Genomic DNA, 20,407 nt, shown 5'->3' with positions numbered 1-20,407 from the left:
CCTGCGCTCACTGGCGCTCGACGGTGAGGTCGAGGAAGTGGGTGGCGCAGGAGATGCAGGGGTCGTAGTTGCGGATGGCGACCTCGCAGTGGTGGCGCAGTTCGTCGTCCGGCAGGTGGAGGTGGGTCTGCACCAGTTCGCGCAGGTCGGCCTCGATGGTGGGCTGGTTGACCGAGGTGGGCGGGACGATCTTGGCGTCGGTGATGATGCCTGTGTCGTCGATGCTGTAGCGGTGGTAGCAGATGCCGCGCGGGGCCTCGGTGGCGCCGAAACCGGTGCCGGCACGCGGGGTGACCGGCCGCGCGGGTTCGGCCGGTGCGCCCCGGTAGCCGTCGACCAGGCGCAGGGCCTCCTCGAAGGCGAGCAAGATCTCGATCATGCGCACCTGGATGCTGCGGAACGGGTTGCGGCAGGCCGCGCCCAGCCCGGCGCGTTCGGCCAGTTCGGCGGCGCGCGGGGTGAGGCGCTCGCGGTTCAGCGCGAAGCGCGCCAGCGGACCCATGAACACCGGTTCGCCGCTGTCGGAGCGGTGGCTGTGCAGGGCGTTGGAGTGGGCGACGTGTTCCTCGGTGAAGACGTTGTCGTAGTCGCGGATGGCGGCGTCCAGACCGCTGCCGGAGCCGAGGCGGCCATGGGTGATCGGGTATTCGTCCGGGTGCACCAGCGACACGAACTCGTAGTCGCGCTCCAGGTTCGGGTAGTCGAGGGTGGCGAGGAATTCGGCCACCTCGCAGGCAGCCTCCAGGCCCCAGGCCAGCTCCTCGCGCAGCCCGGCGACCTCGGCGGGCGTTGGCGTGCGATAGAAGCCGCCGACGCGCAGGTTGACCGGGTGGATCTCGCGCCCGCCCAGCAGGCGCAGGATGGCGTTGCCGGTCTTCTTGATGCGCAGGCCGTTGCGCACCATGTCCGGGTGGTCCTTCGCGGCGGTGACCGCGTCGGGATAGCCGAGGAAGTCCGGCAGGTGGAGCATGAACACGTGCAGGGCGTGGCTCTCGATCCATTCGCCGCAGTAGGCCAGCCGGCGCAGGTCCTGCAGCACGCCGTCCACGGTCACGCCGCAGACGTCCTCCATCGCCAGCGAGGCGCCCAGCTGGTAGGCGATCGGGCAGATGCCGCAGATGCGCGCGGTGATGTCCGGGGCCTCGCGGAAGTCGCGCCCGCGCAGGAAGCCCTCGAAGAAGCGCGGGGCCTCGAAGATCGACAGCTTCACCTCCTCCACGCGGTCGCCCTCGGTGCGCACGTACATTGCGCCCTCGCCCTCCACGCGGGCGAGGTAGTCGACTTCGATGGTGCGGGTCTCGCTCATGGTCCGTTTCCTGATTCTTCGCGCTCGCTCTCCTCGCGGAAGGCGTCGGCGCCGGCATTGAAGGTGCGGTAGAAGCGCACGCGGGTGGCGCGCTCCATGCCGAGGGCCTCCAGCTGCCCGGACAGGCCGGGCGCGTTGGGCGTCTCCTTGGGGCCGAAGCAGCCGTAGCAGCCGCGGTGACAGCCGGGGCACAGCGCGCCGCAACCGGCGTGGGTGACCGGGCCGAGGCACGGCGTGCCGTGGGCGACCATCACGCAGACCTGCCCCGCTCGCTTGCACTCCTCGCAGACGCTGGCGCTGGAGACCTGCGGGCGGCGGCCGTAGAGGAACGCGCTGATGACCTCCAGCAGCTGGTACTTGTCGATCGGGCAGCCGCGCAGTTCGAAGTCCACCGGCACGTGCTGGCTGATCGCATCCGAGGTGGCCAGGGTCTCGATGTATTCCGGGTGGGCGTAGACCTGGCGGGTAAATTCCTCGACGTCCGCGAAATTGCGCAGGGCCTGGATGCCGCCGGTGGTGGCGCAGGCGCCGATGGTCACCAGGAACTTCGAGGCTCGGCGGATCTCGCGGATCTCCTTGGCCGCCTCCGGCGTGGTGATCGAGCCCTCCACCAGCGTCAGGTCCCAGGGCCCGTCGATGCGAGTGCGCGTGGCCTCGGGAAAGTGCGCGAGCTGAATCCGGTCGGTCACCGCCAGCAGCTCGTCCTCGCAGTCGAGCAGCGAGAGTTGGCAGCCATCGCAGGAGGCGAACTTGAACACCGCCAGGGTGGGTTGTTCCCGTCTCATAGCTCGCGTATCCGGAAGGCCGGCTCCATCACCGGGTAGGGAAACACGGGTCCGTCGCGGCAGACGAACTGCGACCCGATCTGGCAGTGCCCGCAAAAGCCCACCGCACAGCGCATGTTGCGCTCCATGGAGACAAAGATGTCTCCCGGCTTCAGCCCGCGGCGCTCCAGCGCGGCGGCGGCGAAGCGCATCATCACCTCCGGGCCGCAGGTCATCGCCAGCGTGTTGCGGCGGTCGAAGCCGCCGCGATCAACGAGCTGGGTGACCACGCCAACATCGCCGCGCCATGCGGCGGTGCCGCGGTCTACGGTAATGCGCAGGTCGAGATCGTCGCGCGCGCCCCAGGCCTCCAGCTCGTCACGAAAGATCATGTCCCCGGGCGAGCGGGCGCCGTAGCAGATCACCATATGGCCGAAGTCGTCGCGCCGTTCCAGCGCCGCATGGATCACCGGGCGCAGCGGGGCCAGACCGATGCCGCCGGCAACCAGCACCAGGTCGCGGCCTCGGGCCTGCTCCACCGGCCACGCGGTACCGAACGGGCCGCGCAGGCCGACCACCGCGCCAGGCCCCAGATCCTGCATCGTGCGGGTCACGCTACCCACCGCGCGGGTGGTGTGCACGATGCCGCCGTCCGCGGTGATCGCGGACACCGAGATCGGCACCTCGCCCACGCCGAACAGGTAGAGCATGTTGAACTGCCCGGGGGTCGGCAGCGGCCCCGGCTCCACCCCCGGTTCGGGGTACAGCGTCCAGCTGAACACCTCGTTGCTGGCGACATCCGGCCGCACCGAACGGATGCGCCAGGGCTGCGGCGCCATCGCCTGTTCCGGCAGGGCGCTGTCGGTGCGGGGCTGCAGGGTCTCAGGTGCCATGCCCGGGCCCTCCGTGGCTGTAGATGTCCAGCGCCTGCAATCGCGCGGCCTGCAGCCGCTGCACGATCAGCGCGGAGAAGTGTTTCATCAGCATGTAGCCGAAGGCCGGATCGGCCTCCATGTGTTCGCGCAGCACGCCGGCATCAAAGCGCAGGGTATGCAGCTCGGTCAGGGCGCGGGCGTCGTAACTGGCACGATACGGCGGCAGCAGCCACGACCAGCCGAGGATGTCCCCGGGCCCCAGGGTCTGAAAGGTCACGCAGCCTTCGCGCAGCGGGCTCTCCAGCGCGACCTGGCCCTCGCGGATCAGCCAGAAGGTCTCCGTCGGCTCGTGGTCGCGCATCAGCCGCGTGTCCGCCGGGTAGCTGAGCTTCGCGGCGCAGGCCGCCAGCAGGCGCAGATGCATCGGGTCGAAGTCCTCGAAGAACGGCTGCTGTTCGAGGATGGCCAGCAGTTCCTTCATGGCGAGTCCCCCGCATCACGGCGCACCGCGGTCACCTCCTCGGTGATGTCGATCCCCACCGGGCACCAGGTGATGCAGCGTCCGCAGCCGACGCAGCCGGAAGTGCCGAACTGGTCGTGCCAGGTGGCCAGCTTGTGGGTGATCCACTGGCGGTAGCGCGCGGCCACCGAGTCGCGGTGCGGCCCGCCGACCAGGTGCGAGTGCTCCTGGTTGAAACAGGAATCCCAGCGCCGCACGCGCTCGGTGCGCTGGCCCTCCAGATCGGGCACCTCCTCGACCTGCGAGCAGAAGCAGGTGGGGCAGACCAGCGTACAGTTGGAGCAGGACAGGCAGCGCTCGGCCGTCTCCTCCCAGCGCGGGTGCTCGAAGGCTCGGTTCAGCACCTCGCGCGCGTCGCCGGGCATCTGCCGGCCCATCTTGTCTGGGGCCTCGGCCCAGACGCGTTCGGCCGCCGCCTGTTCGGCAGCGCTGGCGGGGCGCGGTTCCAGCCGCTCGAACATCGCGCGTCCCGCCTCGCTCCCGGCCTCGACGACCAGGAAGTGCGTGGCGCCGTCGATCACCTCGGTCAGGGCCAGGTCGAAGCCCTCCCGCGCGCGCGGCCCGGTGTCCATCGAGGCGCAGAAGCAAGTGCCGCCGGGTTCCGCGCAGTGGGCCGCGACCATGAACACATCCTGGCGCCGCGCCGCATAGCCGCGATCCTGCACCGCCTGGCCGAGGAATACCCGGTCCTGCACCTCGATCGCCGCCAGCTCGCAGGCGCGCATGCCGATGAACGCGCGCGGCGGAACGTCGGATTTGCCCGGCTCGGTCACGAAGCTGCCGTCCGGCTGGCGGGTCAGCCGGAACAGGGTCTCCTCGGGCGGGAACAGGTACTTCTTCCAGGAGTGCGGCCCGACCACATAGCCGAACAGGGCCGCGTCGTCACGCGCGCGCAGGCGGTAGTGGCCGGGGGCGTGCTCGTCGGTCCAGCCCGCCGGCAGGTCGTCGAGACCGTGCACGCGATCGTAGACGATCGCCCCGTCGCGCCGCGTCGGACCCACCACCTCGTAGCCGTCGCCGGCCAGCAGGCGGATCAGCGTATCCACGACTTGTGGTGCGATCACGTGCATGGGTCATCCTCGAACGCTCGCCGCAACCTGCATCGACCTTCGTTCGATGGGCGACCGTGGCTGAAATTATAGTGCGCCAACCCTGGATCGTGATCCATCCCGAAGGGGCCCCTTCCCGGTTATGCTGGGACGGAATCCAGACAACACCCGGGAGAACCGATGAAGGTCGCCGTCTTTAGTATCCAGCAGCATGATCGCGAGTCCCTGGTACCCGCTCTGGTGTCCGCCGGAATGGTGCCGGTGGTGTACGCCGAGCGCCTGACCGCGGAGACGGTGCACCTGGCGCGGGGCGCGGATGCGGTCTGCGTGTTCACCAACGACGACCTGCACCGGCGGGTGATCGACGGGCTGGCGGATCAGGGCATCCATGTGATCGCGCTGCGCTGCTCCGGGTACGACAACCTGGATGTCGCGCGGGCCCGCGAGCGCGGGGTGCGCGTGGGGCGGGTGCCGGCCTACTCGCCGAACGCGATCGCGGAGCATGCGGTCGCCCTGCTGATGACCCTGAACCGTCAGGTGCACCGGGCCTGGGACCGGACTCGGCGCGGCGATTTTCGCCTTGACCACCTGACAGGCTTCGATCTCGTCGGGCGCACCGTGGGGGTGGTCGGCACTGGACGCATCGGCCAGGCCTTCGCGCGGATCATGCTCGGCTTTGGCTGCCGCGTCCTCGCGCACGACCCCTACCCGAATGCGGAACTGCAGGCGGCGGGGGTGGAGTATCGGGACCTGGATACGCTGCTGGCCGAGTCCTGGGTGCTGAGCCTGAGCTGTCCGATGACGCCGGAGAACCGGCACATGATCAATGCCGACACCCTGGCGCGGATGCCGCGCGGGGCCTTTCTGATCAATACCGCGCGCGGGGCGCTGGTGGATACCAATGCCGCCGAGGTCGCGCTGGACTCGGGTCAGCTGGGCGGATTTGCGCTGGACGTCTACGAGGCCGAGGCGGGGCTGTTCTTCCACGACTGGTCGCTGGCCGGTCTGCCGGACCGGCGTCTGGCGCGGCTGATGCAGCGCGACGATGTGCTGGTCACCGGCCACCAGGCATTCCTGACCCACGAGGCGCTTACCAACATCGCCGACACCACCGTGGCCAACCTGACCACCCTGCACCGGGATCCGGACGCGCAACCCGAAGGCCGCGTCGTCTGATAGCGTCATGACTTCCCCCGGGCACTCGGTCCCGGAGGAAGGCAAGATCCAGCCCCAACTAGAACAGCGCGCTTTCGGCCTCTTGGTAGGCCAGATTCGCGTTGCGTGGCGCCAGGTCGTCGAAATCGGCCAGGTCCTGCCAGGGCGAAGCATCGAAGGAGCGGATGGCCGATTGCATGTCGGTGCCCATGTCCGCCGCCTCAAACATGTGGTCCCACAGCGCGCGCAGGTAATCGTGGGTTGCGTGGTCGAAGGTCGACAGTGCGCCCGGTTTCCCGTGGCCCGGGATGAATTTCGCATCTGCGTACTCATCCTGCAGGAGTTCGTAGGCCTCCAGCCAGCCCTCCATGCTGCCGTCGGGCAGGATGGCCAGCAGACGGCCGCCGTAGAGAACGTCGCCGGCAAACACGACGTTGTCGGGCTCGACCACCGCGATCAGGCTGCCGTGGGTGTGTGCGCTGCCCACATGACGAACCGTCAGCGTGACACCGCCCAGGTCCAGTTCCTCGCGATCTTCGACCATCACGTTCGGTGGTTCGGGATGTTCGGCGGAGCCTTCCGGCCGATCGAGCGCGTTCTCGAGCTGCATGGCGAACATCGAGGCGCTGCCCTGCATGCGGTCGATGGCCTCGGGAGCGGCCAGGATGTCGGCTCCCGCCTCGCGGAAGACGTCATTGCCCATGAAGCGGTGCGGCTGTGAGTTGGTGTTGATCATGTAGCGCACCGGCTTGTCCGTCGTGGCGCGGATATGCTCCAGCATCTCTTTGGCCATCTCCGGGGTATGGCCGGAATCGATCACGGCCACAGCATCTTCGCCGACCACGTAGCCGAGGTTCATGCGAAACCCCTGGTTCTCGGTGTCCGGCCCGCCGTACGGCCCGATCCAGGCATGGGCATGATCCGAGACGGCCTCGGGTTCTGGCAGGATCGGGGTCTCGCTGGCCGCAAGAGCCGGACCCAGCGCGAATGCCGCCAGGGCCAGGACCGACAGGCCCCCTTTTCGTCCTTGTTTCAGCATGTCAGGTACTCCTAGAGCAGAAGCTGATACCCCGCACCGAGGGCGGCACAGACAGCGATCAGCGGGATGATCCCGACCCGAAAGCGGGCAAGGGCGATAAAGGCAGCGATGCCCAGCAGCGCGGAGAACCATTCGAAGGCCCCCTCGAATCCGTCCGGCCACAAGACGTGCCAGGTAAAGAAGACCGCGAGATTGACGATCACCCCGACCACCGCAGCGGTGATGCCCGTCAGCGGCCCGGTAAAGTGCAGGTCCCCGCGGGTGCGCTCGACCAGCGGTGCGCCGACCAGGATGAACAGGAACGACGGCAGGAAGGTAAAGAAGGTCGCGACCAGCGCACCCAGCAGGGCGGCCAGAACGACTTGATCCGGCCCGAGAAAGGCCTGCGTCCAGCCACCGATGAAGCCAACAAAGGTGACCACCATGATGAGCGGCCCGGGCGTGCCCTCGCCCAGCGCGATCCCGTCGATCATCTGCGTCGGGCTCAGCCAGCCATAGGTCTCCACCCCGCCCTGATAGACATAGGGCAGTACCGCATACGCCCCGCCGAAGGTGACCAGCGCGGTCTGGGTAAAGAACTGCCCCATTCGGGTCAGCGTGGCGTCCCAGCCGAACACCGCGAGCAACGCGCCGAATACGGCGGCCCACAGGCCCAGACCCACCACCAGAAATCGGACGACCCGCAGCCAGCGAAACTGCATCCAGGGGGCGGGCGGCGTGTCGTCGTCCACCACCGCCGGGCCGCGGGCCTCGTGGGCGCCCTCACCGTGGGATTCGCCGCCACGAAAGCGCTCCGGCCACACACGGCTGCCCAGCCAGCCGAGGATGCCGGCGGCAATGATGATGTACGGAAACGGGATATTGAGCGCGAAGATGGCCAGGAAGGCCGCGATCGCCATCAACCACAGCAGGCCATTGTTGAGTACCCGTCCGCCGATGCGCCAGCCCGCGTAGACGATGATCGCGACCACCGCCGGCTTGATGCCATAGAACACGGCCTCCACCGCCGGTACATCGCCAAAGGCCAGGTACACCCAGGACAAACCGATCATCAGGAACAGCGAAGGCAGGATAAACAGCAGCCCGGCCATCAGGCCGCCGAAGGTGCCGTGCAGCAGCCAGCCGAGATAGGTCGCCAGCTGCTGCGCCTCGGGCCCCGGCAGCACCATCGTGTAGTTCAGCGCATGCAGAAAGCGGTTCTCGGAGACCCAGCGTCGGCGCTCCACCAGTTCCTCGTGCATCATCCCGATCTGCCCGGCGGCACCGCCAAAACTGATGAAGCCGAGCTTCAGCCAGTAGCGAAAGGCCTCGGCCCGAGTGGGCGGGTCGGGTCGTTGTGTCGAGGAGTGTCGGGGATCGGTCATCTGGGGTCGCGTCCGGATTGTTGCTCAAAGGCCTGGCGGAGGTCGTGCAGCACCGGTGTTACCCGGGCCAGCAGGGCATCGTCGTCCGTGCACTGCTGTTTGGCCCCGGTCAGGATGCTTTCGAAGCCCGCCGCCTCGGGGATGGGGCGGCCCCCGACATCCAGGAAATGCACCATCTCGGCGAGCCCGGCCAGACCGCTGTCGCGCTCCAGGCCGAAGGCGGCCAGCAGTACCTCGAACGTGACGCGGTCGCCGACGTGGGTGAAGGCGGCCCCGTCGAAGTCGAAGCCCAGGGCCTCGGTCGGGCAGTCGGCCGGGGTGGGAATCCAGACGAAGCGGGCTTCCGGGTCGATGAATTCGCGGATCAGCCAGGCACTGGCGACCCGGTCCACCCACATGGCCGCGCGCGTGGCCCACAGCCGGCCCCGGTAGTCCGCCAAGTCCAGCCGGGGGATTCCGGAATCCGGTGCGGGTGAAGGTTCGTCCGGCGAAAGCATCGACTGGGCCGCGGATTCGAGCCGGGCCAGCTGGGCCTCCAGTGGCCCGCGTCCGGGGCCCGGGAAGTAGTCCGTGCGGCGCAGCTGCTCCGCCTCGCGATGGACCTGGCGCAGGCGCTTGAGCAGTTCGGCCTCGCCCAGCCCAGGCAGCTGGCCCAGGAGGGTTTCGGCGCTGGTCTGCAGCGTGCGGTACTCGGCCTCGCGGTCGAACAGGCTGCGGTAATGCGCCTGCTCCTCGGCGCTGGCCGCCACCGGCAGGTGGTAGGCCTGGTTGCCCGCCGCCCGGGCGGATTCCGCCAGTTCCAGCAGAGCGTCGCGCAGATCCGAGCGATTGGGCAGCAAGTAGACCCCGTCGCGCAGCGTAGCGGCGCCCAGCGCCTTCAGCGCGCGCCAGAGCCGAACCCGGGTCGAGTTCTGCCCACTCTGAAAGGCGAGGATGAGCAGTTGCCAGTCGGTATCCGGAAAATCCATGTTACAGGTATAGCAGTAACGTAACGTCCGTTACAACCAATGGCTTCCGGGCACAAGAAAGCCCGGCGCCTTGCGGGGCCGGGCCTCTTGGAAGGCGCTGACTTGATCGCGCGTCCGCGCTCGCGCCAGCGTCTACCTGACTGCAAAGGGCGTAGGGATCAGCCCTCGTTGTGGTAGCCGGTGATGCGCTCCACTTCGTTCTTCGCGCCCAGGACCACCGGCACGCGCTGGTGGATGCCCTCGGGGCTGATGTCCATGATGCGCTCGCGCCCGGTGGTGGCGGCACCGCCGGCCTGTTCGACGATGAAGCTCATCGGGTTGGCCTCGTACATCAGGCGCAGCTTGCCGGTCGTGCCCTTGGCCTGCATCTTCGTATCCATCGGGTACATGAACACCCCGCCGCGGCACAGGATGCGGTGCACCTCGGCGACCATGGAGGCTACCCAACGCATGTTGAAGTCCTTGCCGCGCTCGCCTTCCTTGCCGGCCAGGCATTCGTCGATGTAGCGCTTGACCGGGGCCTCCCAGAAGCGGCTGTTGGACATGTTGATCGCGAACTCCTGGGTGTCTTCCGGGATCTGCACGCTGTCCTTGGTCAGCAGGAACTCGCCGAAGTCCTTGTCCAGGGTGAACATCTTCACGCCCTGGCCGGTGGTCATCACCATCATGGTGGACGGGCCGTACAGGCAGTAGCCGGCGGCGACCTGCTTGGTGCCCGGCTGCAGGAAGTCCTCGGTCTTGGGATCGGTGACGCCTTCCGGGGCCTTCAGGATGGAGAAGATCGTGCCGACGGAGACGTTCACGTCGATGTTCGAGGAGCCGTCCAGCGGATCGAACAGGACCAGGTAGTGGCCGCGCGGCTCGTTGGCCGGCATCTCGCAGATCTCGTCCATCTCCTCGGAGGCCAGGCCGGCGGCGTGGCCGTTGTGGCTCAGGCTCTCGATGAACACCTCGTTGGTGATGATGTCGAGCTTCTTCTGCGTCTCGCCCTGCACGTTCTCGGAGCCGGCGGAGCCGAGCACGCCGACCAGATCACCCTTGTCGACGAGGTCGGAGATCTTCTTGCACGCCACGGAGATGTCGTTCAGCAGACCGGTGAATTCGCCGGTTGCGCCCTGGATGCCGCGCTGGGTTTCGATGATGCAGTTGGTCAGAGTGGTGCCGATATGCATGATGCAATCCTGATGCTGTTGTGAATCGGGCGACACGGCGCGAAATGGGGCACAGCAGCCCCGTCGCGGGGCGAACGGCCCCGGCGCGCCGGGTGTCAAAGGCGGCATAGTGTAGCAAAAGCACCCGGAGGGGCCGATCCGCAGCACTGATCGTGGCGTGACCGGCCTGGCACTGTGCTTGCTCGGCCTTCGGGGTCCAACAAAAACATGGAGGATTCGCATGCCCCAGAACGCGCTGTACGCCCAGTCGGGCGGGGTCACCGCTGTCATTAACGCCAGCGCCTGGGGGGTAATCGAGGCGGTCCGCGCCCACCCGGCCCATTTCGGCAAGATCTATGCGGCGCGCGACGGCATCCTGGGCGTCCTGCGCGAAGAGATCATCGACCTCGACCACGAGGACCCGCTGACCCTGGCCGCCCTGCGCCATACGCCGGGCGGTGCGTTCGGTTCCTGCCGCTTCGATCTGGGTGACCCCGACAAGGACCCGCAACAATACGAGCGCCTGGTCGAAGTCTTCCGCGCCCATGACATCGGCACCTTCTTCTACAACGGCGGTGGCGGCTCCATGGATACCGCCTTGAAGATCGCGAAGATGGGCGAGCGCATGGGCTTTCCGATCAAGGCGATTGGCGTGCCCAAGACGATCGACAACGACCTTGCCGTGACCGACTCCAGCCCGGGCTTTGGTTCCGCCGCCAAGTTCATCGCCACCGTGGTGCGCGAGGCCAGCCTGGACGTCGAGTCCATGCACACCAGTTCCACCAAGGTGTTCGTGATGGAGGTGATGGGGCGCCATGCTGGCTGGCTGGCGGCCGCGGCGGCGCTGGCGCAGGAGTTCGACGGCCAGCCGCCGATGCTGATCCTGTTCGCCGAGGTCCCGTTCGATCAGGACGACTTCCTGGATCATCTGAACCGCACCATCGAACGTCACGGGTATTGCGTGGTGGTCGTTTCCGAGGGGCTGAAGAATCCCGACGGTGGCTTGTTCTCGGTCGCGCAGAGCCACGATGTCTATGCCTACACCCAGCTCGGCGGTGCCGCCCCGCGCCTTGCCGAGCTGATCCGCGAAAAGACCGGGCACAAGCTGCACTGGGCGGTGGTGGACTACATCCAGCGTGCCGCGCGCCATATCGCGTCGAAGGTGGACGTGGAGCAGGCCTATGCCTGTGGCCGCGCGGCGGTGGAGGGGGTGGTCGCCGGCGAGGATGCCTTCATGCCGATCATCCGGCGTGACTCCAGCAAGCCCTATCGCTGGAGCATCGGCTTTACCCCGCTGGAGACCGTCGCCGATATCGAGCAGGGCATGCCGCGCAACTACATCACCCCGGATGGCTACGGCATTACTCAGGACGCACGCGACTACCTGCGCCCGCTGATCCAGGGCGAGGACGCTCCGCCGTTCGAGCGCGGCCTGCCCTGCTACCCGCGCATCCGCGGCGAGCTCTTGCCCAAGCGCTGCCCGCCGTACGAGGTCAACACCGACTAGTGTCGCCTGCCTGCTGCTCGGGTGCTTTGTTCGGCCCGCAGCAGCCGCCGGGGCCTTCTTGCTGGATGGGTGGGCAGGGCACGGTTCCGTAGGAACAGAAGACGCAGCAATCGCCCGGCACCGGCCTCAGCAGGGCACCGCAGCCGGTGCACTCGTAGAACCACTGGCAGGCATCGGTAGGCATGGTTTCCCCTTTCTCGTGCCCGCATTCGGGGCAGGTCAGGGTCGACTCCAGGACGACTTCATTCATCTGCGTTTCAGGCGAAGGCGGCATGATGAGCAATGTACAAGGCGCCTGTGGGCGGAAAAACCCCGTGTGCTACCCGGAAACGGAGTAGCCAGTGCAAGCCGGGCGTCTAATCTGTGATAAAGGCCACGCAAGAGGGCCAGCCGAAGTCCAGAGACTGTGGAGGAGATCATGAAGAGCCAAACCCTGAACCGGACGCTGGCGGGCTTTGCGGCCGTCGCCTTGATGGGGGCTTTCGCCGCCCCGGGCACGGTGTCGGCCCAAGGTGCTTACTGGCTGGCGGCCGACGGTTCGCCCGACGATATCAAGGTCGAATACCGGCTGCGCGATCATGGCTGCGACAACGTCCGCGGTGAGTGGCGCGTCGTGAACGAGAGCGATGACTACGTCGATGTAACCGTGACCAAGACGGCCTACACCTGCCCCGGCGAGCTCGACGATGACGTACGCACCACGGTGCGTCGCTTCGGCACGATTGCGCCGGGCGACATGCGTGAGCGCACGCGTGACGACAGCGTCTGCGGCGGGGCCTGGGCGCGTTCGGTCGAAGTGCTCGAGTACGAGATCGAAAAGGTCGATCCGCCCGAAGAGAGTTGAGCCAGCTCGCGTTTCGTGGTCCGCGTTTCCCTGACCGGGGCTTGATAGCGTGACCGGGCGCGAAAAAATGAGCGGCCCGGGGCTTGGCGAGCAGGTGCCGGCGGGTACACTTAAGTGGTGTCACCCCGGCGGATTGCCGGCCCTGTTCAATCGAAAAAGGAGTTCGACCATGTCCCACGCACCGCATCGTCGTTGGTTGTCCGCCCCGGCCGCTTTCCTGATCGCAATGGCGCTGGCCCTGCTGCCCGCGACCCCGGCCTTTGCCGGTGCGGGAATGCTGGACACCGGCTCCATGATCCAGCAGGCCAGCGCGGATGACACCCGCGCACAGCTGCTCAAGCAGCTGGATGATCAGGCCGTGCGCGAGAAGCTGGTCGAGATGGGCGTGGACCCCGACCGGGCCCAGGAGCGCGTCGCCCGCCTGACCCCTGAAGAGCTGGCCCACCTCGAGGCCCGCATGGAAACCGATCCGGCCGGTGCCGCCGGCGTGGTCGGCGTGGTTGCCATCGTGTTCGTCGTGCTCGTGATCCTGGACGCGGTCGGCGTGACCGACATCTTCTCGTTTGTTGGCCCCGCCCGCGAACGCTAGGTCTCTCATGACGCCTGCGTACTGGCGGCGAGCCTCCGGGCTCGCCGCGCTCGTTTGCGGCCTGTTGGCCGTGCTCTGGCTCAGTGGCTGCGCCACGGCGCCACAGAGCGCGCAGCTCTCCAGTCAGGTCCCGGAAGACATCCCGGCCCGCGTGGAGCTGGAAGACACCCCGTTCTTCCCGCAGGAGGATTACCAGTGTGGTCCGGCGGCGCTGGCCACCGTACTGGGTGCGCGCGGGATCGACGCCTCGCTGGAAGAACTGATCGACGAGGTCTACATCCCGGCTCGCGAGGGCAGTCTGCAGGCCGAGATGCGTGCCGCCGCGCGTGCCCGTGACCTGGTCGCCTACCGCGTCGAGCCGCAGCTGGAGTCCATCCTGCGCGAGGTGGCCGAGGGTAACCCGGTGGTGGTGTTCCAGAACCTCGGGGTCGCGATGTTCCCCGAATGGCACTTTGCCGTGGTGATGGGTTACGACCTGGAGGAGCGCGAGGTGTATCTGCGCAGCGGGCCTATCGAGCGCCACGTGAATTCGTTCGCCCGCTTCGAGCGCACCTGGGCGCGCGGCGATCGCTGGGCCTTCCTGGTGACCGAGCCGGATCAGCTGCCGGCCACGGCCGAGCCGCTGCGCTGGCTGCGTGCCGTGAACGAACTGGAGCAGGTGGGGCGTCTGGGCCCGGCCGCCACGGGATATCAGACCGCGATGGAGCGCTGGCCGGAACACCCGATCGGCTATGTCGGGCGGGCGAATGTGGCCTTCGCCCAGGGCGACCTGCTAACGGCGGAGGACACGCTGCGCCAGTTGATCGAACGGGACCCGCAACGGCACGAGGGCTGGAACAACCTGGCCCATGTGCTGATTGCCCGCCAGTGCGGCGAGCAGGCCCGCGAGGCTGCCAGTTGCGCGGGTGAACTGGCCGGTCCCGGGAGCTATGCGCCTACCCTGGGGGCGGCGGCCGGGGCGCCTGACGACGGCGATCAGTGTCGCGCCCTTCCGCCCTGCCCCGCGGCGCTGGAAGCACGCGCGCCGCAGGAGTAGCGGGCGGCCCGTCAGGCCTTGCGCTTCTCCAGGGTCTGTTCGGCGTGCTTGAGGACCAGCCCGAGGTTCTGTTTCTCGACGTCCGTGACTTGCGGGTCTTCCTTCACGGCGTGGCGCAGGTGCTCGACCAGTTGCGCCAGTTCCTCGCGCGAGATCTGGTGGAAGTTGAACCCGCCCCCGTAGCGGGCCTCGAGCTGGTCCCAGTAATCGGCGAGCGGCGGACGGTAGTCATCGGTCATCGGTAGCCCTTGGCGGCGGTGGACGAGACGGGGCAGTGTAAAGCCTGGCCCGGCGATTTCCGAACATGCCCGGGTGGGGGTGTTTGGTTTGCCCCCACCCCTTGCGGTCTAATACGGGCCTTGTTCCCTGCTGGCTGTTGGCATGTCCCAAGTCACTGCGATCTACCCCGGCACCTTCGACCCAATCACCCACGGGCACACGGATATCGTGCGCCGAGCCGCGCGTCTGTTCGATCGTGTGGTGATAGCGGTGGCCGCCAACCCGAACAAGGGGCCAGCCTTTCCGCTGGAGACGCGCGTCGCGCTGGCCGAAGAGGCAGTGAAGGGGATCGACGGGGTCGAGGTTCAGGGCTTCAACGTGCTGCTGGCCAAGTTCGTTCATGCCCAGGGGGCCAACGTGATCCTGCGCGGCCTGCGCGCGGTATCCGATTTCGAGCACGAATTTCAGCTGGCGGCCATGAACCGTCAGCTGGCCCCCGAGGTCGAAACGCTGTTCCTGACGCCGGCGGAGGAATACAGCTTTGTCTCCTCCAGTCTGGTACGGGAAATCGCCCGTTTGGGCGGTGACGTCTCAAAATTCGTGAGCCCCGGCGTGGCGCGCATGCTGGCCGAACAAAACGGCGAGACCCGCTAGCCGGGCCCTGCGACTGGATACGAGGACAACCCCATGGCTCTGATGATCACCGACGAATGCATCAACTGCGATGTCTGCGAGCCCGAGTGCCCGAACGAGGCCATCTATCCCGGTGACGAGATCTACGAGATCGACCCGGAGCGCTGCACCGAGTGCGTCGGGCATTACGACGAACCGCAGTGCCAGGATGTCTGCCCGGTCGATTGCATCCCGCTGGACCCTGACCGCAAGGAAACACGCGAGCAGCTACAGGCGAAGTACGAGAAGCTGATGGGCGCGTAACGATGCTCGCGCGCCTGCTCCCCGCCGCCCTGGCTGCCACCCTGCTGGCGGCACCCGTTCAGGCCGAGGGGCCCGGCCAGGGGGCAGTGGCCTCCGCCCACCCGGAGGCCACTGCGGCGGGCGAGCGTATCCTCGCCGCCGGGGGCAACGCGTTCGATGCCGCCGTCGCTGTAACAGCGGCCCTGGGTGTGGCCGAGCCCTATGGTTCCGGCCTCGGCGGCGGTGGGTTCTTTCTGCTCTACGACGCGGCGAATGATCGCAGCGTGATGCTGGACGCCCGCGAGACCGCTCCGGGCGAGGCGCATCGCGACATGTACCTGGACGACGATGGCGAGGTGGTCGAGGGTCTTTCGCTCGACGGGGTCCTCGCCGCCGGGATCCCCGGCATGCCCGCCGGGATCGACCACCTGTCCCGCCACTACGGCAGCCTCCCGCTTGGCGATGCGCTGGAGCCGGCCATCCGCCTGGCCGAGGACGGGGTCGAGGTGGGCAGCCGTTACAACCAGATGGCTAGCTTCCGCCACCAGGCGCTGCGGGATGGCGCCGATGCGGCGCAGATTTTCCTCGACAACGGCGGCGTGCCCGACGCGGGCATGCGCCTGGTGCAGCCGGATCTGGCCGACACCCTGCGTCTCTTGGCCGAAGAGGGTCGCGACGGTTTCTATACCGGCGCCCTGGCCGGGCGCCTGGTCGAAGGGGTGCGCGAGGCCGGCGGCATCTGGACGCTGGAAGACCTTGAGGGCTACGAGGCCGTCGAGCGCGACCCGATCCACATCGAATATCGGGGTGCACGGATTACCACGGCCTCGCCGCCGTCCTCGGGCGGCGTCGCCCTGGGGCAAATCCTGAACATCCTCTCGTTCTACGACCTCGAAGAGCTGGCCCCGGACCTGCGCGCGCATCTGACCATCGAGGCGATGCGCCGCGCCTACCGTGATCGTGCCGAGTACCTGGGCGATCCGGACCATGTCGACATGCCGCTGGAGCGGTTGTTGTCGCGCGACTACGCGGCAGGGTTGCGCGCGACCATCCACCCGGACGAGGCCACGCCCAGCCGCTACCTGCCGCTATCGGTGGACCCGCAGGCGGATGTCCCGGACCCGGCGCAGGCCACCGAGAGCCCGGAGACGACCCATTTCTCCGTGATCGACGCCGACGGTAACCGCGTGGCCGCCACGCTGACGTTGAACTACCCGTTCGGCTCCGGCTATGTGGTGCCCGGCACCGGGGTACTGCTGAACAACGAGATGGACGACTTCTCGGCCAAGCCGGGCGAGCCCAATGCCTACGGGCTGATCGGTTTTGAGGCGAATGCGATTGCCCCGTATCGGCGGCCCTTGTCGAGCATGAGCCCGACCTTTGTCGAGACCGATGATCGCGTGGCGATCCTGGGCACCCCGGGCGGCAGCCGTATCATCACCATGGTGCTGCACGGCATTCTGGGTGTGGTGGAGGGCCTGGATGCGGAGGCGATCGTGGAGCAGCCGCGCTATCACCACCAGTACCTGCCGGATCGCGTGGAACACGAGACCAGTGCATTCGATATGGAAACGCGCGGGCAACTGGTGTCGCGCGGCCACCGCCTGGTGCCTCAGGTGCGCCCCTTCGGCGACATGCAGGCGATCCTGTGGGAGCGCGGGGAAGGGCGGCTGGAGGCAGCCTCCGACCCGCGTGGCGAGGGCGGCGCCCGCGTGCTCTCCGAGTAACCAAGTTCGCGGTTCGCGCCCAGCTGCCGCGGCTGCCATGTTTTCCTGAAGCGAGCCACGCAAAAAGCCGCGCCCGGATCATGTCCGGGCGCGGCTTGGCAGGCAATCCCGTTCGGGGCTGGGCCCCGAACGGCCGGGGCATTTAGCCCTGGGCCAGGTCGCGGATGCGGGCGTTCAGGCGGCTCTTGTGGCGCGCCGCCTTGTTCCGGTGGATCAGCCCCTTGCTCACGGTCGCGTCGATGACCGGCACGGCCTTCTTGTAGGCCTCGCTGGCTGCCTGGGCATCGCCCTGCTGCAGCGGCTTCAGTACGGCCTTCATGGCCGTACGGAAACGGGAGCGAAGCGCCACGTTGTGAGCGCGATTTTTGACCGCCTGACGGGCCCGTTTACGGGCAGAAGCAATATTCGCCAAAGTACTTCCCTCGCGTTGATGCGCTAGGTTCTGGAAAAGGCGGCAGAGCATACCGCTGGCCCCGGTTCGCGTCAACCTTGTGCCGCTGGGGTTCTGGATGGCGTCGCGGGGTCGTGGCGTCTACTGTATAAGACACGACAACCCCACAAGGAGAACCACGATGTTTCCGCTCCCCCGCGCCGCTCGAATGGCACGCCTGCCCGGTTTTGCGATGGCCCTGATGCTGACGGGTCTGCTGTTCGCCGCGTTGGCGTTCACGCCCCGTGCCGAGGCCATGGAGCCCGAGGCCAAGGTGGTATATCACGCCGATTTCGCCGATCCCCGGCGTTTCTCCGCGATGCTGACCAGCATCAACAATATGATGACGCACTACCAGGACGAGTTCATGGACGTGGATGTGCGCATCGTGTTCGTCGCACACGGCATCCGTTTCCTGACCGATGACGACCTCGACGGCTCGCCCTTCGAGGCTGATGAGGAGCTCCAGGAGCAGCGTGATGAGCTGCGTGGTCGCCTGTCCAGCCTGGTCAGTTCTCACGGAGTGAAACTGGAGCTGTGCGAGATCACCCGTAGTCAGATCAATCTCGACGAAGACCTGGTGTACGACAACGTCGAGATGGTGCCCTCGGGCGTGGTACGTATCGCCGAGCTGCAGAACGAGAAGGGATTCGCCTACATCAAGATCGAGTAACCGGCGCCGCTGAAGGCAGTCTCAAGCCCCGCCTCGGCGGGGCTTTTTAGTGCTGGCCCAGGACCTCGAGCTTGGCGAATCCGAGTACCAGCCATTTGGAACCCGCGTGGGCGAAGTTCACCTGCACCCGTGCCGAGTTGCCCGAGCCCTCGAACTGGGTGATCAGGCCCTCGCCGAATTTCGCATGGTGCACGCGGGCCCCGATCGACAGACCATTGTCGCGGGCCGCGGCATCTGAGGTATCCAGCGACCCAAAGCCCGCGGTGCGCTGGCGGCTGGCGGCAAAGCGCCCCGCACCAAACGGCGAGGCCTGCGGGCGCAGCACCTCCAGGGCCTCTTCCGGGATCTCGTTGATAAAGCGCGAGGCAACGTTGTAGGACTCGCGCCCGTACAGGCGCCGGGTCTCGGCGTGGATCAGGTACAGCTCCTGCTCCGCGCGGGTCATGCCGACGTAGGCCAGGCGGCGCTCCTCCTCCAGTCGCCCCGGCTCCTCCAGCGAGCGCGAGTTGGGGAACAGGCCCTCTTCCAGGCCGGTCAGGAAGACCAGCGGGAACTCGAGGCCCTTGGCGGAGTGCAGGGTCATCATCTGCACCGCGTCCTCGTGCGGGTCGGCTGCGCCCTCGCCGGCCTCCAGCGCGGCGTGGGCGAGGAACTCGGTCAGGCGGTTGCCTTCGCCTTCCTCGCTCTCGGCGGTGGGCTCCATGTCGAAGGCGCGCGCCGCGCCTACCAGTTCGTCCAGGTTCTCCAGGCGCGCCTCGCCGCGCTCGCCCTTCTCCTTCTTGTAGTGCTCGCGCAGCTGCGCGCGCTCGATCGCCTGCTCCACCTGATCGGCCAGCGGCTGGCGTGGCAGCTCCTGCTGCAGGCTGTGGATCAGCTGGATGAAGCCGGCGACCGCGTTGCGCGCGCGGCCGGGTAGCGCGTCGGCGTCGACCGCATGGACAGCCGCCTTCAGCAGGCTGGTGTCCGCCGCCTGGGCCGCCTGGCGCAGGCCCTCCAGGGTCTTTTCGCCGATCCCGCGCGGCGGCTGATTGACCACGCGCAGGAAGGCGGCGTCGTCATCGCCGTTGCCGGCCAGGCGCAGGTAGGCCAGGGCGTCGCGGATCTCCTGGCGCTCGAAGAAGCGCAGGCCGCCGTAGACCCGGTAGGGCATACGCCGACCGATGAAGGTCTCCTCCAGTACACGTGACTGGGCGTTGGAGCGATACAGCACCGCGCACTCGCGATGCAGCCCGCCCTGGTCCACATGGCGGGCGATGGTCTCGGCGATGAAGCGCGCCTCTTCCTGCTCGTTCAGCGCGGTGTACAGGCGCACCGGGGCGCCTTCCTTGTCCTCGGTCCAAAGCTCCTTGCCGAGACGCCCGGAGTTGTGGCGGATCAGTGCGTTGGCGGCGTTCAGGATGTTGCCGCTGGAGCGGTAGTTCTGCTCCAGGCGCACGACCTGGGTACCCGGGTAGTCCTGCTGGAAGTGCTGGATGTTCTCGATCTTCGCGCCGCGCCAGCCGTAGATGGACTGGTCGTCGTCGCCGACCGCGAACACGGGGCTGTCGCCGGCCAGCAGGCGCAGCCAGGCGTACTGGATGTCGTTGGTGTCCTGGAACTCGTCGACCAGCACATGGCGAAAGCGCGTGCGGTAGTGCTCCAGCAGCGCCTTGTTGTCGCGCAGCAGCTCCAGCGAGCGCAGCATCAGTTCGGCGAAATCCACCACCCCGGCACGCTCGCAGGCCTGCTGGTAGGTGGTGTAGACGCGCACCCACTGGCGGGCGACCGGGTCGCCGGTATCCGGCAGGTGTTCCGGGCGCGAGCCCTCGTCCTTGCGCGCATTGATGTACCACTGCGCCTGTTTCGGCGGCCAGCGCGCCTCGTCCAGCTCCAGGCCGCGCAGCACGCGCTTGACCATGCGCAGCTGGTCGTCGGAGTCGAGGATCTGGAAGCCCTGCGGCAGCCGCGCGTCCTGCCAGTGCTGGCGCAGCAGACGGTGGGCCAGCCCGTGGAAGGTGCCGACCCACAGCCCGGTCGCCGGGTGGCCCAGCAGCGCCTCGATGCGCCCGCGCATCTCGGCCGCCGCCTTGTTGGTGAAGGTGACCGCCAGCAGGCTGTGCGGGGCCACGCCCTCCACACCGATCAGCCAGGCGATGCGGTGCACCAGCACGCGGGTCTTGCCGGAGCCGGCGCCGGCCAGCACCAGCAGGGGTTGTGGCGGGGCCGCCACGGCCTCGCGCTGGGCCGGGTTCAGGGAATCGAGCAGGGGGGAGACATCCATGCGCGAATGGTAGGGA

22 protein-coding genes are annotated in these 20,407 nt (G+C 67.6%); 9 read left to right on the top strand and 13 right to left on the bottom strand.

The genetic code is table 11. The features are described from left to right. Window positions 1-7: 7 nt before the first annotated feature. From F791_RS0105185 to F791_RS0105165, 5 genes are read right to left on the bottom strand one after another with little or no spacing between them, the layout of a single operon-like run. Window positions 8-1,306, bottom strand: a complete 1,299-nt coding sequence (locus F791_RS0105185; RefSeq protein ID WP_018993389.1) for a Ni/Fe hydrogenase subunit alpha — start codon at window positions 1,304-1,306, stop codon at window positions 8-10. Next, window positions 1,303-2,091 carry an oxidoreductase gene (locus tag F791_RS0105180; protein WP_018139818.1) on the bottom strand — a complete coding sequence of 263 codons (789 nt, stop codon included), beginning with the start codon at window positions 2,089-2,091 and terminating at the stop codon, window positions 1,303-1,305. The genes F791_RS0105185 and F791_RS0105180 overlap by 4 nt, the downstream gene beginning before the upstream one ends. Further along, window positions 2,088-2,963: an FAD/NAD(P)-binding protein gene (locus F791_RS0105175; RefSeq protein ID WP_018993391.1), complete on the bottom strand. Its 876-nt coding sequence runs from the start codon at window positions 2,961-2,963 to the stop codon at window positions 2,088-2,090. The genes F791_RS0105180 and F791_RS0105175 overlap by 4 nt, the downstream gene beginning before the upstream one ends. Next, window positions 2,953-3,426 carry a cyclic nucleotide-binding domain-containing protein gene (locus tag F791_RS0105170; RefSeq protein ID WP_018139820.1) on the bottom strand — a complete coding sequence of 158 codons (474 nt, stop codon included), beginning with the start codon at window positions 3,424-3,426 and terminating at the stop codon, window positions 2,953-2,955. The genes F791_RS0105175 and F791_RS0105170 overlap by 11 nt, the downstream gene beginning before the upstream one ends. Next, window positions 3,423-4,535, bottom strand: coding sequence for a sulfite reductase subunit A (locus tag F791_RS0105165; RefSeq protein WP_018139821.1), 1,113 nt, complete (start codon window positions 4,533-4,535; stop codon window positions 3,423-3,425). The genes F791_RS0105170 and F791_RS0105165 overlap by 4 nt, the downstream gene beginning before the upstream one ends. Before the next feature lie 159 nt (window positions 4,536-4,694). Here F791_RS0105165 and F791_RS0105160 point away from each other — a divergent pair, with 159 nt between their 5' ends. Next, window positions 4,695-5,690, top strand: coding sequence for a 2-hydroxyacid dehydrogenase (locus tag F791_RS0105160; RefSeq protein ID WP_019592274.1), 996 nt, complete (start codon window positions 4,695-4,697; stop codon window positions 5,688-5,690). 58 nt (window positions 5,691-5,748) lie between these two features. On the opposite strand, the gene F791_RS0105155 is transcribed toward F791_RS0105160, so the two are convergent. The 4 genes from F791_RS0105155 to F791_RS0105140 all read right to left on the bottom strand — a co-directional run bounded on the left by F791_RS0105155 (window position 5,749) and on the right by F791_RS0105140 (window position 10,212). Beyond that, window positions 5,749-6,708: an MBL fold metallo-hydrolase gene (locus F791_RS0105155; protein ID WP_018175119.1), complete on the bottom strand. Its 960-nt coding sequence runs from the start codon at window positions 6,706-6,708 to the stop codon at window positions 5,749-5,751. 11 nt (window positions 6,709-6,719) lie between these two features. Next, entirely contained in the window at window positions 6,720-8,072 is a 1,353-nt protein-coding gene (gene chrA / locus F791_RS0105150; RefSeq protein WP_018175120.1) for a chromate efflux transporter, read from the bottom strand. Next, window positions 8,069-9,040 carry a chromate resistance protein ChrB domain-containing protein gene (locus tag F791_RS0105145; protein WP_018139825.1) on the bottom strand — a complete coding sequence of 324 codons (972 nt, stop codon included), beginning with the start codon at window positions 9,038-9,040 and terminating at the stop codon, window positions 8,069-8,071. The genes chrA and F791_RS0105145 overlap by 4 nt, the downstream gene beginning before the upstream one ends. A gap of 158 nt (window positions 9,041-9,198) precedes the next feature. Beyond that, a complete protein-coding gene (locus F791_RS0105140) occupies window positions 9,199-10,212 on the bottom strand; it encodes a class 1 fructose-bisphosphatase (protein WP_018139826.1) in 1,014 nt (337 codons plus the stop codon). Between the two features lie 220 nt (window positions 10,213-10,432). On the opposite strand from F791_RS0105140, the gene F791_RS0105135 reads away from it, so the two are divergent. Next, window positions 10,433-11,698 (top strand): 6-phosphofructokinase, encoded by a 1,266-nt coding sequence (locus F791_RS0105135; RefSeq protein WP_018139827.1) that lies wholly within the window; start codon window positions 10,433-10,435, stop codon window positions 11,696-11,698. Here F791_RS0105135 and F791_RS13450 read toward each other — a convergent pair. Continuing rightward, on the bottom strand, window positions 11,685-11,948 hold the full coding sequence (locus F791_RS13450; protein ID WP_081622267.1) for a GDCCVxC domain-containing (seleno)protein: 264 nt from the start codon (window positions 11,946-11,948) through the stop codon (window positions 11,685-11,687). The genes F791_RS0105135 and F791_RS13450 overlap by 14 nt on opposite strands. Before the next feature lie 156 nt (window positions 11,949-12,104). On the opposite strand from F791_RS13450, the gene F791_RS0105130 reads away from it, so the two are divergent. From F791_RS0105130 to F791_RS0105120, 3 genes are all read left to right on the top strand, one after another. Beyond that, window positions 12,105-12,542: a hypothetical protein gene (locus F791_RS0105130; protein ID WP_018139828.1), complete on the top strand. Its 438-nt coding sequence runs from the start codon at window positions 12,105-12,107 to the stop codon at window positions 12,540-12,542. 169 nt (window positions 12,543-12,711) lie between these two features. Then, window positions 12,712-13,131, top strand: coding sequence for a PA2779 family protein (locus F791_RS0105125; RefSeq protein ID WP_018139829.1), 420 nt, complete (start codon window positions 12,712-12,714; stop codon window positions 13,129-13,131). A 7-nt stretch (window positions 13,132-13,138) separates the two neighbouring features. Continuing rightward, window positions 13,139-14,167 carry a PA2778 family cysteine peptidase gene (locus F791_RS0105120; protein ID WP_038056909.1) on the top strand — a complete coding sequence of 343 codons (1,029 nt, stop codon included), beginning with the start codon at window positions 13,139-13,141 and terminating at the stop codon, window positions 14,165-14,167. A gap of 11 nt (window positions 14,168-14,178) precedes the next feature. Here F791_RS0105120 and F791_RS0105115 read toward each other — a convergent pair whose 3' ends face one another. After that, window positions 14,179-14,406, bottom strand: coding sequence for a hypothetical protein (locus tag F791_RS0105115; protein ID WP_018139831.1), 228 nt, complete (start codon window positions 14,404-14,406; stop codon window positions 14,179-14,181). A gap of 142 nt (window positions 14,407-14,548) precedes the next feature. Here F791_RS0105115 and coaD point away from each other — a divergent pair, with 142 nt between their 5' ends. Genes coaD through ggt form a run of 3 tightly spaced genes read left to right on the top strand, consistent with a single transcriptional unit; the run spans window position 14,549 to window position 17,028 of the window. After that, a complete protein-coding gene (gene coaD, locus F791_RS0105110; RefSeq protein ID WP_018139832.1) occupies window positions 14,549-15,040 on the top strand; it encodes a pantetheine-phosphate adenylyltransferase in 492 nt (163 codons plus the stop codon). A gap of 33 nt (window positions 15,041-15,073) precedes the next feature. After that, on the top strand, window positions 15,074-15,322 hold the full coding sequence (locus F791_RS0105105) for a YfhL family 4Fe-4S dicluster ferredoxin (protein WP_012981508.1): 249 nt from the start codon (window positions 15,074-15,076) through the stop codon (window positions 15,320-15,322). A 2-nt stretch (window positions 15,323-15,324) separates the two neighbouring features. Beyond that, window positions 15,325-17,028, top strand: a complete 1,704-nt coding sequence (gene ggt, locus F791_RS0105100; RefSeq protein WP_018139833.1) for a gamma-glutamyltransferase — start codon at window positions 15,325-15,327, stop codon at window positions 17,026-17,028. A 142-nt stretch (window positions 17,029-17,170) separates the two neighbouring features. On the opposite strand, the gene rpsT is transcribed toward ggt, so the two are convergent. After that, window positions 17,171-17,440: a 30S ribosomal protein S20 gene (gene rpsT / locus F791_RS0105095; RefSeq protein ID WP_018863226.1), complete on the bottom strand. Its 270-nt coding sequence runs from the start codon at window positions 17,438-17,440 to the stop codon at window positions 17,171-17,173. 160 nt (window positions 17,441-17,600) lie between these two features. Here rpsT and F791_RS0105090 point away from each other — a divergent pair, with 160 nt between their 5' ends. Beyond that, window positions 17,601-18,131: a DsrE family protein gene (locus F791_RS0105090; RefSeq protein ID WP_038048854.1), complete on the top strand. Its 531-nt coding sequence runs from the start codon at window positions 17,601-17,603 to the stop codon at window positions 18,129-18,131. 46 nt (window positions 18,132-18,177) lie between these two features. Here F791_RS0105090 and uvrD read toward each other — a convergent pair whose 3' ends face one another. Continuing rightward, complete coding sequence (gene uvrD / locus F791_RS0105085; RefSeq protein WP_019592273.1) at window positions 18,178-20,391, bottom strand: DNA helicase II; 2,214 nt, start codon at window positions 20,389-20,391, stop codon at window positions 18,178-18,180. Window positions 20,392-20,407 lie beyond the last annotated feature (16 nt).

This window comes from Thioalkalivibrio sp. ALRh (assembly GCF_000381425.1).
GTDB lineage: Bacteria > Pseudomonadota > Gammaproteobacteria > Ectothiorhodospirales > Ectothiorhodospiraceae > Thioalkalivibrio.
Note: the sequence above shows the minus strand (reverse complement) of the source record. Positions and strands in the feature narration are given on the sequence as shown.